The organism is Neobacillus sp. BF23-41, assembly GCF_041106275.1.
The window spans coordinates 30,837-45,999 of record NZ_JBGBPR010000013.1 but is presented as its reverse complement, the minus strand read 5'-3'; the positions used below and the strand labels follow the sequence as shown (position 1 = coordinate 45,999).

The following is a 15,163-nucleotide window of genomic DNA, read 5'->3' as shown; positions in this document are numbered from 1 at the left end:
TTTTCGACAGCGATTTTAATTTTTTTGAAAAAGTTTATATCATATATGAAAATAGCCGACTAGACTAATCTTTTAATTTACAATGGGTGTATTCTATTAAAAAAATAAGGCGTGAATTCGATGTGAATTCACGCCTAAAATAACTTAATTTGTTTGATTTATCTTAATTACTCAGCTTTAGCTGCTTGAATTTGTAGGTTGATTTTTACTTTGTCAGCAACAAGGACGCCGCCAGTTTCAAGTGCCGCATTCCAAACTAGGCCATACTCAGAACGATTGATTGTACCTTCTGCACTAAATCCAACCTTTTCATTTCCCCATGGATCTTTTCCTTGACCTTCGAAAGTAACTGCAAATGTTTCAGGTTTTGATACACCACGTAGTGTTAAATCACCAGTAACATTGTATTCGCCGTCATCTGTTTTTTCAATTTTAGTAGAGCGGAACGTCATTGTTGGGTGATTAGCTACATCAAAGAAATCTGCAGAAACCAAGTGTCCATCACGGTCTTGATTTCGAGTGTCTACACTTGCAGTATCAACTGAAAATTCAATGCTTGCAGTTGTTAAATCGGTTGGATCTGCATCAATCGTTGCGTCAAACTTGTTGAAAGTTCCTTTCACGTTTGCGATCATCATGTGACGAACAGAAAAATCTACACTGCTGTGTGATGCATCAAGAGCCCATTTAGTTTTTGTCATTTTATTTCTCCTCCATTATGTTTGTTTAATTTATTTATCTCGAAATCAAAATAACTTAATTCAAGATAAATTATATGTTGTGAGCAAACATATTGTCAATTAGATTTTATAAATTTTTTTTGAATTTTTTCCAATACTATCTATATAAGTATTTAGGATTGGACGAATTAAATAATTCAAAGAGAATGTATTTAAGTTTGCGGATCACTGGAAGATGGATAGGAAGAAAATTGAGGATTACATAAAATAAGATAGGACAATAAAAAAAAACGCCCCTGAAGGCGTTTGTTAATGGCATAGAAAAATCTCCTTGAAAATGTAGGAGGGACATGATAAGATGATATTTGGCATAAATATTTAATGATGTAGTTACTTAAAAACTACCTATTATAACATTAACACAATTTTATTCGATTGTCAACAAATGACCAATACATTTATCTGGGGAGTGGTTTGATGAGCGATTTACAGAGCAAAGGTTTGAAAATGGAACAAAGAAGAGTGACCACGGTTATAAATGAAATCGATAAAAAGATAAATAAATTAAAGCTAAATGCTGGAAAGGTAAGTTCTGATGTTCTCGAGATCCGTAAAGAATTTTGGGAAGATGTAACCGTCAATATGGATGAACCTGATGATATGATAGAAACAGCAGCGAGTATCAAACAACAGGCCGAACTGCTCTCAGAACGTGAGCGGACCCATAGACATTTGGATAAACATCTCAATACACTATCAAGATTAAAGTATTCCCCATACTTTGGACGGATTGATTTTTTAGAAAACGGGGAAGAAGCAGAGGATCGGGTATACCTAGGAATTGCATCGTTAATGGATGAACAGGATGAAAATTTTTTGATTTATGACTGGCGTGCCCCTATATCTAGCCTTTATTATGACTATTCACCTGGTCCTGCCAGATATAGAACCCCTGAAGGAATGATTGAAGGGGAAATGAACTTAAAACGTCAATTTATTATTAGGGCTTCAGAAATTAAAGGGATGTTTGATACAGGGGTAACCATCGGAGATGAAATGCTTCAGGAGGTTCTTGGAAACAACGCGAGTACGCAAATGAAAAGCATTGTTGCTACTATTCAACGAGAGCAAAATGAAATTATTCGCAATGAGCGGGCGAAAATTATGATCGTCCAAGGTGTAGCAGGAAGTGGAAAAACTTCTGCTGCCCTGCAACGGGTTGCTTACTTGCTCTACCGTTATCGAGGGACATTGAATTCAGAAAATATTATGCTTTTTTCACCTAACCCTTTGTTTAATAGCTATGTAGCAACGGTTTTACCAGAGTTAGGTGAAGAAAATATGCAGCAATCCACCTTTCAGGAATATTTACATTCTCGATTAGGTAAAGAATTTAATGTGGAAGACGCCTTTACGCAAATGGAATATTTGTTAAGTGAGAATGATGATGAAAAGGAATATAAACTTAGAGTTGAAGGAATTCGTTTTAAAGCAAGTCTTGAATATAAAAATATAATTGATCGATATGCGCATGGATTAACGAAAAGGGGTCTAATTTTTAGGGATTTAATATTTAGAGGAGATGTATTGATTTCTAAAAAGGAGATCCATGATTATTTTTATTCACTAGAAGAAAGCCTTAGCATACCCAACCGCATGCAGCTTGTAAAGGAATGGCTTTTAAGAGATTTAAAGCGGAAGGTTAGACAAGAGCGTTCGAGAAGCTGGGTGGAGGAAGAAGTACAATTTCTCGATAAAGAAGCCTTTATGGAGGCCTTCAAAAAACTTCAGGAAAAAAATCAATTTTCGGAAAATACATTTGATGATTTTGAGCAGGAGCAAAAACTCCTTGCTGAAATGGTCATAAAAGAAAAGTTCAGGCCATTATTTGCTAGAGTAAAAAGTTTGCGGTTTATTGATTCACCTAAGATTTATCACCAGCTTTTTAAGCAAGCTGAAAATATGGATGAACGCTTACCTGTTGATTGGGACCAAATTTGCAGGAAGACAGTGAAGAAATTAAAAGATATGGAAATTCCTTATGAAGATGCCACACCATATGTTTATCTCCAGGATTTAATTGAAGGTCGTAAGTCCAAATCTACTATTCGTCATATTTTTATTGATGAAGCTCAGGATTACTCACCCTTCCAGTTTGCTTTTATACAAAAGCTATTTCCTTTTAGCAAAATGACTTTACTCGGTGATTTTAATCAAGCGATATTTTCTGGTGCCACTGGTGCGGAAACGGTTTTATCTGACCTAAATATCTCGGGAGAGACAATCGAATCGTTTGTCCTTACAAAAACCTATCGATCGACAAAAGAGATTGTTAACTTTACCAGTGCGTTGATTGAGGGTGGAAAAAATATTGAACCCTTTAACCGCACGGGCAGGAAACCGTTAGTTACTGAAATAGAACCCGATGAAATTACGCGATCAATAATCAAAACAATTAAAGATTTTCAAGATGATGGCCATCGAACCATTGCTGTAATCTGCAGGACAGCCGATGAGAGCAAAAGGGCCTTTGAAGCGCTCAAGAACGAGGTATCGCTCCATCTAATTGAAAAAGGAACGGTTTCGTATGAGAAAGGAATTCTCGTTATTCCTTCCTATCTTGCGAAAGGAATTGAATTTGATGCCGTTATTTTGTACGATTGTTCTCAATATAAAAAAGAAAGTGAACGCAAATTATTTTATACCGTCTGCACAAGGGCCATGCATGAACTTCACATGATCGCAACATCTGGGATTAGTCCGCTAATGGAAGTTGCTCCTAAAGATACCTACACACTTGTAAAACCAAGTAAATGCTAATGAAAAAGAAGCTGTATGTCTCGATGACCTGAGCACACAGCTTCTTTAAGTTTAGGCTATGTTAAAAGTACTATGCATTTGCGCCAAATTCATAACTTAACTAGAAAAAATTAAAAAACAGCCGAATCCATTCCAGCTGCTGGTCTTTGCTATATTATTTTTTCCATTGTTTTTGAACTTGTTCTAAAGCAAGTTGGAATATTTCATCATCGGATGTTTCCCGATTAGCAATGACATTCGTTAAATAGCTTTTTCCTTCGAAAGTTACTGTTACTTCTACTTGTACCATAATTGAATCTCCATTTCTATGTTTAAATTATTAGTAAAAAGTGTAGTCATAAATTACACAACGATTCAGTGTATTAAGTTATTTAAATAATTATGACGATATTTTTTCGACAAATGTTACTAAAAATTTCAGTTTTGATATAATTGTTTTATAAAAACAATAGGGAGGTAAATAAATTCAATGCATTTTGAAGAGGTAACAAAAGAAACATTATTTATTGCACTCGAAATGATAAACTCGAATCCAGAATATAATATTTTTGAAAATGGCAAAGAGGCAAGAACACTTGCTGACATGGAAGAAGAATTCTTAAATCCTAATAGTAACAGTGCATTTATAAAGCTTGATGACACCTATATAGGCGTAATTGATTACTTAATAGAAAATCCGAAGGACCAGTACCCATGGCTTGGTCTCCTTTTACTGCATGTTGATTATCAAGGATATGGTTTCGGTGCACAGGCATTTGCAGTGTACGAAAATGAGATGCTTAAACGAGGTATGAAATGTGTTAGAATTGGTGTGTTAAAAGAAAATACAAAGGCACAACGCTTTTGGGAATCGATAGGATTTATCTATTATAATACAGCAACCTCACAAAATGGAACTGGTATTTTATGTTATGAAAAACAAATTGGATAAAAACCCCAAGCTAGAGTTCATTATATTTCTTGATACATAAATTGCTCAGCAAAAAGTTGAACTTGATCTTTATCGATCTTATTTTTTTTCAATAACGATTCAGCGATGACCAGATTGGCTTGAATAGATATATTTCTTTTTAAATCACGAATGGACACATCTCCATTCAATAATTGGATAGCTTTTTCTCTAATGCCTTGATTCGTAGATGACTTGTATAAAAGGTAGGCAATACATGTGATCTTGTCCACATCAAACACTCCTCTTAAATCAAGTATAAACATTTTTTTACTATTTCGACGATAAGCAACGTTTTTCCTGCTATTATTCTGAAAATTTTAAAAAACTTAAGGAAAATTGTACGGATAAGAGATTTATGGATTTATTCGTTCTATTAATCTGAAAATTCAAATAAATTATTAAAAAGAATCTTGGCGGGGGCGGTAAAGAATGTTTGATTACGTAGAAGAAACACAAGCAGGATTTGAGGTGATTTCATCTATTTCAAAAAAAGGTTATTCTATTTATGATATTAATTATGAAAGCCCTTTCAACGGGCAGGTGCCTGCCTTTCTATTTATTCCTGACAAAGGAGGATCATTTCCTGCAGTCATTTTTATGCACCCTAGTCAAGGAAACAGAAAAACTTTTTTTCATGAAGCGCAATTGCTTGCCACAAAAGGTTATATTTCACTCTTAATTGAAGCGCCGATTTTCGGAGGGTATGGTCAAACAGATGGCCCTGATAGGAAAAAATTCACAAAAACAATTGAAGCCTTAGCGGATATTCAAAAATACATTCATACTGTTATGGATATTAGAATGGGAGTTACACTGCTTAGTAAGCTAACGATTGTAGATGAAACTCGGATGGCTTTTGTTGGCCATGGTTTTGGAGCGTCCTGGGGCGGGGTAATTTCAGGAATTGATTCGCTCATTAAAACTTTTGTCTTAATATCAGGGTATGGGGAGGCTTCAGAGTGGCAACTGACTAGTGAACATCCAATTGCAGCCATCATTCGCAGCTTTTTACCGCCTGAAAGATTTGAATATTTTATTTCAAGTCTTAGAAAATTAGATGCCATCCACTATGTAAAAAATGCTGCGCCGGCATCAATACTCTTCCAATTCGCCAAAAATGACGAATTTATTGAACGAGGCCATGCTGCGACTTTTTATTCTGCTGCAAGTTCTCCCAAAAGAATCAACTGGTATGATACCGATCATCTATTTACGAATTGCAAAGAAGCCTTACTTGACCGCCAAGAATGGCTCTCTGCCCATTTTTGTTCTCAAAATGACACGTTTTCAAAAGAATCTACAAAAAACTAAAATAAATCTCTTTCATACCGGAAATTTTGTTGAAAATTGCTTATTTGATATGGTATTTTATATAATATTGAAGGGATAAAAGAAATACGATGATAGTACGGTGGAATTTTACCTTTCGTCCCAAAAGGGATGGAAGGTTTTTTACTTTTTTACATAAGATTTAGGAGGAAAACCAATGAAACAGGCCTTAATCAAGGATTTGTACAGAAATACGGAAAGTTATATTGAACAAAAAGTCCAGTTAACTGGATGGATTCGTACGATTCGCGACTCTAAAACTTTTGGGTTCATTGAATTAAATGATGGCAGCTTTTTTAAAGGAGTACAGATTGTATTTGATGAGCAATTAGAGAACTTTAAGGATATTGCAAAGTTACCAATTAGTTCATCCATTAGGATTGAAGGAGACTTTATTTATACTCCTCAAGCGAAGCAGCCCTTTGAAATTAAAGCAACTAATATCGTGATTGAAGGTTCGTCAAATGTAGATTATCCCTTACAAAAGAAAAAGCATTCGTTTGAATATTTAAGAACTATTTCCCATTTAAGACCAAGAACCAATACGTTTTCAGCTGTTTTTCGTGTGAGATCACTTGCTTCCTTTGCATTGCATAAATTCTTCCAAGATAAAGGTTTTGTCTATGTTCACTCACCAATTATTACCGGCAGTGATACAGAAGGTGCAGGAGAAATGTTCCGAGTGACAACACTAGATATGGACAATCCTCCAAAAAATGAAGAAGGCAAAACAGATTTAACCAAGGATTTCTTTAACAAGGAAACTAATTTGACTGTTAGCGGACAGCTTTCGGCTGAGGCGTTTGCCTTGGCTTTCCGGAATGTCTATACCTTCGGCCCAACTTTTAGAGCAGAGAACTCTAACACTGCACGACATGCAGCGGAATTTTGGATGGTAGAACCGGAACTTGCCTTTGCTGAGCTTCCAGATATCATGGACTTGGCTGAAGAAATGGTAAAATTTGTGATAGGCTATGTACTTGAACAAGCCCCTGAAGAAATGAATTTCTTTAACAGCTTTATCGAAAAGGGTTTATTGGATCGTCTAAATAATGCCTACACAGCAGACTTTGGCCGTGTGACATATACCGAAGCCATTGATATATTAAGGGAGTCCGGAGAAACTTTTGCCTATCCGGTAGAGTGGGGGCTTGACCTTCAAACCGAGCATGAACGTTATTTAAGTGAAACAGTATTCAAACGCCCAGTATTTGTAACAGACTATCCAAAAGAAATTAAAGCTTTCTATATGAGATTAAATGAAGACAACAAAACAGTAGCGGCAACTGATTTACTTGTGCCAGGAATTGGTGAATTGATTGGAGGCAGCCAGCGTGAAGAACGCGAAGAAATTTTGGCTGGTAAAATTAATGAGCTTGGTATGAATGAAGAAGATTATTGGTGGTACCTTGAATTAAGAAAATATGGTGGTACGAAACATTCTGGTTATGGTATTGGTTTTGAGCGTTTAATTATGTACTTAACTGGAATGACTAATATTAGAGATGTCATTCCATTCCCGAGAACAACAGGAAATGCCGAGTTTTAAAACAAATTTAAAAAGGAGAAAGCTGATTCACAGAATCGGCCTTCTCCTTTTTATTTATTAAAGAACCTTTAATTCCTCTTCAAAAAAGAATGTTTCGGGATGTTCCTTAACGATATAAGAATATCTTTTCATGTTTTTAACATATTGTGATTTTAAAATTGTGACGACCTCGCCAGTTTCTTTAATGTTAACTGACTGTCCATTTTTGTACAGATTGTTTGAGCTTTTCATGTTTCACACTCCTTTACCTATTCCTAATTAAGTATATCATAAGCCAAGATGGAAAGGGGGGAAACCCTTCTTCCTTTCAATTAAGAACTTAATGTGTTATGCTTTTAAAAAAGTGAGGTGTCATTTTGACAAATTATAAAGCAAAAAAAAGTAACCTCAAAGATTTATTATCAAAAAACGGCATGGACCTGGAAAGCTTGGAACGGAATACAAGTATTCCTCAAACTCAGCTCAACGACTACTTGTCCAAAAAAGTGATGAACTTAAATACTGCGATGACAATTTCAAGAGAATTAAATTGCTCTATTGAAGACTTATACATTTGGTCATCTGAGGAAAAGAAAGCGTAATAATTAAAAACAGGCTCTTCAATTGAGTCTGTTTTTTTATTGGATTAAGAAAATAGCACGCGAAAATTTTCGCGTGCTATTTTTAAACAAACTAATTTCTTAAATCACACTTTTCTAAAGGGATAAACTTAGTTTTCTTTGTAAATTTATACCCTAGCCATACAATAAGGAATAATGGCAGTCCGATATATGAAACTAAAACACCATTCCAATCGATTTGGTCACCCGTGAATGCGGAATAATTTTGTCCTAAAACAACAAACCCGCAAACGGCAAACGCGAAGAGCGGACCAAAAGGGAAGAATTTTGATTTATATGGTAACAAGCTAAGGTCCTTACCTTGGGCGACAAATGCTTTACGGAATCGATAATGACATACTGCAATACCGAGCCATGCGATAAAGCCGGACATACCAGAAGCGTTTAACAACCATACATAAACCGTTCCATCCCCAAAGAAGGAAGCAAGAAATGCGAGTGTTCCCACTAAGGTTGTTGCAATTAAGGCATTGACTGGAACACCTTTTTTGTTTAATTTACCAAGGAATTTCGGTGCTTTGCCTTGACGGGCTAAATCCCAAAGCATCCGAGTGGATGCATACATTCCTGAATTTCCTGCCGATAATACAGCTGTAAGAATAACAGCATTCATGATTGAAGCGGCGAAAGCGATGCCTGCCTTTTGAAAAACCAGCGTAAATGGACTAACGGTTATATCCCCATTTGCTAAATTCCCGTTTGTATATGGAATAAGCAGTCCGATTACTAGTATAGCCAATACATAGAATAATAAAATACGCCAGAATACTTGTTTCACTGCACGAGGAATAGCTTTCTTTGGATCCTCCGTTTCACCAGCAGCAACACCTAAAAGCTCTGTTCCTTGGAAGGAGAAGCCTGCAGCCATAAAGATTCCCATCATGGACATAAAGCCACCGTGGAATGGAGCATCACCAACAGTGAAGTTTTTGAAGCCGATTGCTTCATTACCCATGATGCCGAAGATCATTAAAGTACCAGTAACGATAAAAATAATAACTGTAACAACTTTAATTAAGGAAAACCAATATTCTGCTTCTCCGAATCCTTTAACAGAAAGATAGTTTAATAGAAACATAATTACTAAAAAGATACCGCTCCAAATGAATGAAGGCGTATGTGGAAACCAGAATTTCATAATCATTGTTACAGCAGCTAATTCGGCAGCAATCGTAATTGCCCAGTTATACCAATAGTTCCAGCCTAGGGCAAAACCAAGGGAAGGATCGACAAATTTGGTTGCATACGTACTAAAGCTTCCGGCAACTGGCATATAGGCACCCATTTCTGCTAAGCCCTGCATCAAAAAGTAAACCATAATACCAATAACAAGGTAGGAAATGATTGCCCCGCCGGGTCCCGCACTATGGATAGCGCCACCGCTAGCTAGAAAAAGTCCAGTGCCAATCGTCCCGCCAAGGGAAATCATTGTGAGGTGACGTGATTTTAAACTTCGTTTTAATTCGGTTGGATCCTGTTGTAGTGTTAAGTCACTAGTATATTCACTCTCTTTTGATACTCTTGCTGTTTGCATTGTCTTGACTCCTCTTTTTCTAATTTTTTCGAGAAGGAGTTTGGAATAAAAAAATGCCATCGAAGAAGTATCGATGGCATTGTAAATACCCCGCATCATACCTTCCGAAAGATAGCTCAACACGCTTAGCTGGTAGGTTTAAGCGTGACAGTTCTGTTCCTATTTGGAGACAGCCCCAGCATGCTTTTTCAGAGATGAAAGCACACTTCGGCAGCTTTTCCTTTCAAACGGAGTCAAGGATGTCTCTCTCATCTCGTCCGCTTTACTGATAAAAACCGCGACCTCTACCTCATCGGTTTTGATGAGGATTTATCATATAAAGTTAATATATTACTAAAGTATAAATATTATTATAGAATTGTCAATAATATATTATTCCAAAAATGAGAAGTCTTTATTCAATCAATTAGAATAAACAGATAATTGAGTTTCTTTTTAATAAATTATTTAATTTACTTTATCAGAGAGAATCGGTATTATTTTTAAATAGAATTAATTGCCTGTTTTTCATAGGAGGATTTTTACCATGCAGATTGTTGGAATGATTTCGGGATCTCTAATTGTTGTGGTTGCCTTTAACCTTTTCTTAATCCCTCATGAAGTGTTAAGCAGTGGATTGAGCGGAATTTCTATGATTTTAGGAATGATCTCGCCTGTTAATACAGGGGTGGCAAATTTCCTGCTGAATTTTCCGTTATTGATTATTGGTTATAAAATGTTAGGGAAAAGATTTATCGTGAATTCCATCTTTGCTGTAATAATTATATCAATTGGCCTTTATTTAATTCCCGTTCATGCCATTGCCGATGATAGAATTCTCTCCTCAATTTTCGGTGGTGCTTTAACCGGGTTAGGTGTCGGAATAGTTTTTCGCTGTTCTGGATCGACCGGGGGATTTGATATTATTGGCATGATTGTGGCGAGAAAAAGAGATTTTCCGATTGGTGTTTTACTTTCAGGCATGAATGCAGTCGTCATCTTGATCAGTGGATTTTTATTTGATTGGGATTCTGCTCTTTATACCTTGGTTTCCATTTTTGTTACAGGTAAAGTGGTGGATGCAATTTATACAGATCATGCTAAATTAACTTTAATGATCATTACAGATAAGGGCGAAGAAATGAGAGCTCATTTACTGACAAATTTGTATCGTGGCTTGACAATTATGGATGGGGTTGGCGGCTACTCAAATCACCAACGGAACGTGATGATAACGGTAATTTCCAGATACGAACTTAATGAAGTTAAAAACTTAATTACAGAAGTTGATCCATCAGCATTTGTCAATATTACCGAAACAATTGAAGTCATGGGGCTGTTTCATCGGCCAAGTCCATAAAAACAAAAAAGGTTTGCTTCTATACAATAGAGCAAGCCTTTTTTGTGTGAGATAGTTACCCAGCATCATAGGGATTTCCTGCGTTTTTTTACCCATTTCATTAGCACATGAATAACCTCATCAAGTTCTTTACCAGTTGGAGTCAGTTCATATTCCACTTTTTTTGGAGAGGTAGTAATGACGTTTTTGACAATCAATCCCTCATTTTCTAAATCACGTAAGCGTTCGGTTAAGAGACGATTAGAAATTCCTGGGTTAAAAATTCACAGGGGGAAATCTCTCATGCAAACCACATTAATAAAAAGTTTATCTGAAGTGATAAAAGAACGTCACTCTGTCAGAAAATATGATTCAACATACAATATTTCACAAGAAGAAATTAAAGATATGCTAAAAGAAGCGACACTAGCACCATCCTCCAGTAATCTTCAACCATGGCGTTTTAATGTTATTCAAGATCCGGAGGCGAAAAAGGAACTAAGAGCAATCGCCAATAATCAAGAGCAAGTAGAAACAGCGTCTGCAGTTATTGCAGTATTAGGCGATAAGGAAATGTATAAAAGTGTGGAAAAAGTCTATCGAAGTGCATACGAGGCTGGTTTGATGGACGAAGCTAATATGAATCGATTAATAGAAGGTACAAATAAAACATACCCACTTGCTCCAGAAGAAGTCTTGAAAAATATTGCCTCATTTGATGCTGGTTTAGTATCGATGCAGTTGATGCTAATTGCAAAAGACAGAGGGTATGACACCGTTTCAATGGGTGGCTTTGATAAAGATAAATTCGTGAAAATGTTCAATGTCTCCGATCGACTTTTCCCAATTGTGTTGATTTCACTAGGGAAGGCGGCAGCAGCTGCTTTCAATACAACACGTTTACCATTGGAGGATGTATTAATAGATTATAGATAAAAAAGTAGGCGCATGATAATTTTTCATGCGCCTACTTAATTTTTTAGTTATTAATATACTTTTCAAACACATAGCCGAAATCTTTTACTATATATTGTTTTTTGCTATCTTCTAACCACTGAAAGGCTGCTTGATTAAGCATTTTGAATTGAACAACCAAGTTGCTGTCTGCACTTGTCACACGACCGAGAGTAGTGGAGGCGACATCAAGGCTTTGTTTAGCAAACTGAAGAGAAATTTCATTTTCATGTGAGATTTCTGAAATTTTGATTAAGGCTTTATATAAATCCTTAACTTCTTCAATATGTTTCTTATGAACGTCGATGGAGAAAGGAACTGAGCCAATTTTAAATTTTATTTCTACATCAAGGTCAACGGTTCCGGCCGTTTCGAGTTTTACCTCTGAGATTCTATTTGTTGCATAACTATAGCGGTGGAGCATTCGCTTTTTGCTGGTTGCACTTGTTCCATCTAAATGGATAAGGGCGTTGTTTGTAAAACAGTATTCATCAGACTTTGATTTGATGAGAAAATAAATTTTCTCATTGTCTTCATGCATGACATAATCATCTGCGTCCACCTTATCGTAATTTTCCGGCTTAATGACAGAACCAACATCACTTAATCCCAAAATATCCGCGGCTACTTTTCCAAACATTGGTATCAACCTCACTTTTTAAAAATCATTCCATCCATTTTTACGAATGGGGGACAATAAAGTTTCATCCTTATCCCAAAAACTTTATGCTTTAAAAAATGGTAGTATGCACCTGATTACTAAAAACAAATTAACAACAAGTAATGAAAAGAGGGAAACTACTTGATGGTTTCCCTCTTTTCATGGAAAATACACTATGTACATATTAAAAATAGATACAGAAAGGATAGAGGAATAATGCGGCCCATAATTTTAGGCATCCTTGCGGCTTTCTTTTTTGCATTTACATTTATCCTCAACCGATCGATGGATCAGGCTGGGGGTAGTTGGATTTGGAGTGCATCATTAAGGTATTTCTTTATGGTTCCATTTCTTTTCACAATTGTGATGGGAAGAAAAAATCTTAGACCATTATTTGTGGAAATGAAAAATCGACCTGTCGGCTGGTTTATATGGAGCACGGTGGGCTTCGGCTTATTTTATGGTCCGATTTGTTTTTCGGCTGCCTATGCCCCAGGCTGGCTCATTGCAGCCACATGGCAGGTCACAATCATCTCAGGTTCCTTGCTGGCCCCACTTTTTTACGAAATGGTTATGACTGATAAAGGACCAATCCAGAAAAAGGGGAGAATTCCTTTTAAAGGTTTAGGGATGTCATTGATCATCCTCCTAGGAATTATTCTGATGCAATTGGAACAGGCAAATCACATATCGAATGCTGCAATAGCCTTAGGCGTCCTTCCGGTGCTAATCGCTTCATTTGCCTATCCGCTTGGAAACAGAAAAATGATGGATATTTGCGGAGGGCGTCTTGATGTCTTTCAACGGGTATTAGGGATGACATTAGCGAGTCTGCCATTGTGGGTTGTTTTATCTGTTTATGGTTTATTTACTGTTGGTCCACCAAGCAAAGGACAAATAGTCCAATCAGGCCTTGTTGCGGTAACCTCAGGAGTGATTGCAACCATTCTATTTTTTAAAGCAACGGATCTTGTTAGAGGAAATATGCAAAAGCTTGCTGCCGTAGAGGCCACGCAATCAATAGAGGTCTTATTTGCAGTAATAGGAGAATTGTTAATTTTGAATACTGTTTTCCCAACTGAATTATCCTGGTTTGGTATGGTATTGGTTATGGTCGGAATGATCCTGCACAGCTTTTTTTCGCATAAAAGTAATCCAAAAAATCATCGCAGTGAAAGTCCTGAAAAAACTGTGCCTAGAAATGTTTGATCCTTATCAATTTAGATTGATAAGGATTTTTTTCGTAGTTCCTGACCTTTTTTAACCGTTTAAATAGGGACTAAGCTTGTCAATTGTTTCTTGTACCTTTACTGAATTTCTCTTGTACATTGCTTTTGATTTATCACAATCTGTCTCAAGAGAAAAGATCTCTAAATCAGCCTGAACTTTTTTTAGTGTAGCCAGGAGTAATGGACGTTGAGCGGGTGCTGGCACTTCAATTTTATCATCATATAGATCGACCGTTAGCTCTCCATAGGAATCGACTTGCCCTATGAAGACATTATCAAGAGTCACATCTAGTTTTTCTAACTCTGTATAAAGCCAGCCTCTGCCTTTTCCGGAACATCTTAATGATTCATCAATGATATTCCCGTCCATAATGACTGTTTGTGGTTCTTTTTCTTTCGCCATTTTCATTTGTAAATCTTTAGGTGTCAAAGGACGATTTTCTGTTTTTAAAAGTGTGCTTAAATTTCCACGCGGTTCCAACACAGCAAATTCTACGTCTGCAATCCTAAAAATATCCTTTTGTCGAAGTAACGCAGAAAGTTCGTCTATCGAATATTTTTCTTTTTTCAGATTATTTTCTAGGACCTTACCATCTTTAATGACGACGGTTCCTTTACCTTCAGCAAAATCACGAAAACCTTTACTCTTTAGAGAGACAAAGTCAACGAGGAAAGTTACCAAGAAGAAAATGAGGACGGCTAACATTCCATGCCATACATTTGCTTCTAGTCCAGTAACTACTTCACCGGCAATACTTCCAATGGTAATTCCTGCAACATATTCAAAGAAAGAGAGCTCAGAGATTTGTTTCTTTCCAAGTATTTTTGTTGTAATAAATAAAAGTCCCAAAAAAATTAATGAACGAGTTATGATAAAAATCCAATCTGGCATTAGTTTCTCACCTCAAAATTTTATGAACCCATATATTGGGGTTCATGTCGTTCAAGTTCCAAAACACGGTATTGTAGATCCTTCTTTACCTCTTCAATCGTTAGTGTAGCTTCATGGAAAATAGCTTGAGCGTCTTTATCGAGTGAATTTAAGGCGAAGGAAGACAATTGTGCTTCGATTCCCTTAATAGTAGAGAGACATTGCTTGACATTAGAAGCGATTGTCACAAATTTAACTTCCTTTCATAAGAAAATCAAAAAGGGGTTGGCAGAATCGCCAACCTAAAACTGCTTTTATTGATTGTATTGTGGTTCTTCGTTCAAGATTTCTTGAAGACGTGGTTCTAAGCTATCAAGAACCGACTGAGTTTGTTGGGCTGCTTGTTGATAAAGCTGCTTTGCATTTTGGTTATCAGTTGCTAATGCGAATCCTTCAAAACTTGCCTGTGCACTTTTTAGTCCAGCTAATGCTTGTTTTACCTGAGTTCCAACTGTCATTACATAATCCTTCTTTCCTGATATAAAATGAAATTACAAAAATAGTATGTGGATTATTCGGGTGGATATGTATTTAATGTTTTTTTTACTTAATTCTAAATTTCCCTGAAACTTTATCTGGAAAATCA

At 36.3% G+C, this 15,163-nt stretch carries 18 protein-coding genes and 1 riboswitch; of the genes, 8 read left to right on the top strand and 10 right to left on the bottom strand.

What is annotated here, in order from left to right; genetic code table 11:
* Positions 1–167 precede the first annotated feature (167 nt).
* Positions 168–701, bottom strand: coding sequence for a YceI family protein (locus AB7942_RS19070; protein ID WP_369448097.1), 534 nt, complete (start codon positions 699–701; stop codon positions 168–170).
* Between the two features lie 456 nt (positions 702–1,157).
* Here AB7942_RS19070 and helD point away from each other — a divergent pair, with 456 nt between their 5' ends.
* On the top strand, positions 1,158–3,500 hold the full coding sequence (gene helD, locus AB7942_RS19065; RefSeq protein WP_369448096.1) for an RNA polymerase recycling motor HelD: 2,343 nt from the start codon (positions 1,158–1,160) through the stop codon (positions 3,498–3,500).
* A 154-nt stretch (positions 3,501–3,654) separates the two neighbouring features.
* Here helD and AB7942_RS19060 read toward each other — a convergent pair whose 3' ends face one another.
* Positions 3,655–3,789, bottom strand: a complete 135-nt coding sequence (locus tag AB7942_RS19060) for a BA3454 family stress response protein (protein ID WP_168244706.1) — start codon at positions 3,787–3,789, stop codon at positions 3,655–3,657.
* A gap of 180 nt (positions 3,790–3,969) precedes the next feature.
* On the opposite strand from AB7942_RS19060, the gene AB7942_RS19055 reads away from it, so the two are divergent.
* Entirely contained in the window at positions 3,970–4,431 is a 462-nt protein-coding gene (locus AB7942_RS19055; RefSeq protein WP_369448095.1) for a GNAT family N-acetyltransferase, read from the top strand.
* A 20-nt stretch (positions 4,432–4,451) separates the two neighbouring features.
* Here the strand turns inward: AB7942_RS19055 and AB7942_RS19050 are convergent, their stop codons facing one another.
* Positions 4,452–4,682, bottom strand: coding sequence for a hypothetical protein (locus tag AB7942_RS19050; protein WP_088088557.1), 231 nt, complete (start codon positions 4,680–4,682; stop codon positions 4,452–4,454).
* Between the two features lie 199 nt (positions 4,683–4,881).
* Between AB7942_RS19050 and AB7942_RS19045 the strand changes: the two genes are divergently transcribed.
* Both AB7942_RS19045 and asnS read left to right on the top strand, forming a co-directional pair.
* A complete protein-coding gene (locus tag AB7942_RS19045) occupies positions 4,882–5,763 on the top strand; it encodes an alpha/beta hydrolase (protein WP_369448094.1) in 882 nt (293 codons plus the stop codon).
* Positions 5,764–5,938: 175 nt separating this feature from the next.
* On the top strand, positions 5,939–7,330 hold the full coding sequence (asnS, locus tag AB7942_RS19040; RefSeq protein WP_369448093.1) for an asparagine--tRNA ligase: 1,392 nt from the start codon (positions 5,939–5,941) through the stop codon (positions 7,328–7,330).
* Positions 7,331–7,387: 57 nt separating this feature from the next.
* Here asnS and AB7942_RS19035 read toward each other — a convergent pair whose 3' ends face one another.
* The gene (locus AB7942_RS19035) at positions 7,388–7,561 is read right to left on the bottom strand and encodes a hypothetical protein (RefSeq protein ID WP_168244701.1); all 174 of its coding nucleotides are present in this window, start codon (positions 7,559–7,561) and stop codon (positions 7,388–7,390) included.
* A 125-nt stretch (positions 7,562–7,686) separates the two neighbouring features.
* On the opposite strand from AB7942_RS19035, the gene AB7942_RS19030 reads away from it, so the two are divergent.
* Positions 7,687–7,911 (top strand): helix-turn-helix domain-containing protein, encoded by a 225-nt coding sequence (locus AB7942_RS19030; protein ID WP_088088554.1) that lies wholly within the window; start codon positions 7,687–7,689, stop codon positions 7,909–7,911.
* Positions 7,912–8,002: 91 nt separating this feature from the next.
* Here the strand turns inward: AB7942_RS19030 and AB7942_RS19025 are convergent, their stop codons facing one another.
* Positions 8,003–9,484 carry an amino acid permease gene (locus AB7942_RS19025; RefSeq protein ID WP_369448092.1) on the bottom strand — a complete coding sequence of 494 codons (1,482 nt, stop codon included), beginning with the start codon at positions 9,482–9,484 and terminating at the stop codon, positions 8,003–8,005.
* Positions 9,485–9,588: 104 nt separating this feature from the next.
* Positions 9,589–9,779, bottom strand: a riboswitch (Lysine riboswitch).
* A 231-nt stretch (positions 9,780–10,010) separates the two neighbouring features.
* Between AB7942_RS19025 and AB7942_RS19020 the strand changes: the two genes are divergently transcribed.
* The gene (locus AB7942_RS19020; RefSeq protein ID WP_088088552.1) at positions 10,011–10,823 is read left to right on the top strand and encodes a YitT family protein; all 813 of its coding nucleotides are present in this window, start codon (positions 10,011–10,013) and stop codon (positions 10,821–10,823) included.
* Positions 10,824–10,888: 65 nt separating this feature from the next.
* Here the strand turns inward: AB7942_RS19020 and AB7942_RS19015 are convergent, their stop codons facing one another.
* Positions 10,889–11,071: a winged helix-turn-helix transcriptional regulator gene (locus AB7942_RS19015; RefSeq protein ID WP_369448181.1), complete on the bottom strand. Its 183-nt coding sequence runs from the start codon at positions 11,069–11,071 to the stop codon at positions 10,889–10,891.
* A 34-nt stretch (positions 11,072–11,105) separates the two neighbouring features.
* Between AB7942_RS19015 and AB7942_RS19010 the strand changes: the two genes are divergently transcribed.
* Positions 11,106–11,738: a nitroreductase family protein gene (locus AB7942_RS19010; protein WP_369448091.1), complete on the top strand. Its 633-nt coding sequence runs from the start codon at positions 11,106–11,108 to the stop codon at positions 11,736–11,738.
* 43 nt (positions 11,739–11,781) lie between these two features.
* Here the strand turns inward: AB7942_RS19010 and AB7942_RS19005 are convergent, their stop codons facing one another.
* Positions 11,782–12,396 (bottom strand): PH domain-containing protein, encoded by a 615-nt coding sequence (locus AB7942_RS19005; protein WP_088090510.1) that lies wholly within the window; start codon positions 12,394–12,396, stop codon positions 11,782–11,784.
* A gap of 237 nt (positions 12,397–12,633) precedes the next feature.
* Here AB7942_RS19005 and AB7942_RS19000 point away from each other — a divergent pair, with 237 nt between their 5' ends.
* On the top strand, positions 12,634–13,626 hold the full coding sequence (locus tag AB7942_RS19000) for a DMT family transporter (protein WP_369448090.1): 993 nt from the start codon (positions 12,634–12,636) through the stop codon (positions 13,624–13,626).
* A gap of 51 nt (positions 13,627–13,677) precedes the next feature.
* Here the strand turns inward: AB7942_RS19000 and AB7942_RS18995 are convergent, their stop codons facing one another.
* The 3 genes from AB7942_RS18995 to AB7942_RS18985 all read right to left on the bottom strand — a co-directional run bounded on the left by AB7942_RS18995 (position 13,678) and on the right by AB7942_RS18985 (position 15,035).
* Positions 13,678–14,538, bottom strand: a complete 861-nt coding sequence (locus AB7942_RS18995; protein ID WP_369448089.1) for a DUF421 domain-containing protein — start codon at positions 14,536–14,538, stop codon at positions 13,678–13,680.
* A 20-nt stretch (positions 14,539–14,558) separates the two neighbouring features.
* Positions 14,559–14,765: a DUF1657 domain-containing protein gene (locus tag AB7942_RS18990; RefSeq protein ID WP_088088549.1), complete on the bottom strand. Its 207-nt coding sequence runs from the start codon at positions 14,763–14,765 to the stop codon at positions 14,559–14,561.
* A gap of 66 nt (positions 14,766–14,831) precedes the next feature.
* On the bottom strand, positions 14,832–15,035 hold the full coding sequence (locus AB7942_RS18985) for a DUF1657 domain-containing protein (protein ID WP_088088548.1): 204 nt from the start codon (positions 15,033–15,035) through the stop codon (positions 14,832–14,834).
* Positions 15,036–15,163 lie beyond the last annotated feature (128 nt).

Bases quoted from the DNA above. Each gene is read 5' to 3' on its own strand.
- AB7942_RS19070 (WP_369448097.1), bottom strand. From the start codon at position 701: ATGACAAAAACTAAATGGGCTCTTGATGCATCACACAGCAGTGTAGAT.
- helD (WP_369448096.1), top strand. From the start codon at position 1,158: ATGAGCGATTTACAGAGCAAAGGTTTGAAAATGGAACAAAGAAGAGTG.
- AB7942_RS19060 (WP_168244706.1), bottom strand. From the start codon at position 3,789: ATGGTACAAGTAGAAGTAACAGTAACTTTCGAAGGAAAAAGCTATTTA.
- AB7942_RS19055 (WP_369448095.1), top strand. From the start codon at position 3,970: ATGCATTTTGAAGAGGTAACAAAAGAAACATTATTTATTGCACTCGAA.
- AB7942_RS19045 (WP_369448094.1), top strand. From the start codon at position 4,882: ATGTTTGATTACGTAGAAGAAACACAAGCAGGATTTGAGGTGATTTCA.
- asnS (WP_369448093.1), top strand. From the start codon at position 5,939: ATGAAACAGGCCTTAATCAAGGATTTGTACAGAAATACGGAAAGTTAT.
- AB7942_RS19035 (WP_168244701.1), bottom strand. From the start codon at position 7,561: ATGAAAAGCTCAAACAATCTGTACAAAAATGGACAGTCAGTTAACATT.
- AB7942_RS19025 (WP_369448092.1), bottom strand. From the start codon at position 9,484: ATGCAAACAGCAAGAGTATCAAAAGAGAGTGAATATACTAGTGACTTA.
- AB7942_RS19020 (WP_088088552.1), top strand. From the start codon at position 10,011: ATGCAGATTGTTGGAATGATTTCGGGATCTCTAATTGTTGTGGTTGCC.
- AB7942_RS19010 (WP_369448091.1), top strand. From the start codon at position 11,106: ATGCAAACCACATTAATAAAAAGTTTATCTGAAGTGATAAAAGAACGT.
- AB7942_RS19005 (WP_088090510.1), bottom strand. From the start codon at position 12,396: ATGTTTGGAAAAGTAGCCGCGGATATTTTGGGATTAAGTGATGTTGGT.
- AB7942_RS19000 (WP_369448090.1), top strand. From the start codon at position 12,634: ATGCGGCCCATAATTTTAGGCATCCTTGCGGCTTTCTTTTTTGCATTT.
- AB7942_RS18995 (WP_369448089.1), bottom strand. From the start codon at position 14,538: ATGCCAGATTGGATTTTTATCATAACTCGTTCATTAATTTTTTTGGGA.
- AB7942_RS18985 (WP_088088548.1), bottom strand. From the start codon at position 15,035: ATGACAGTTGGAACTCAGGTAAAACAAGCATTAGCTGGACTAAAAAGT.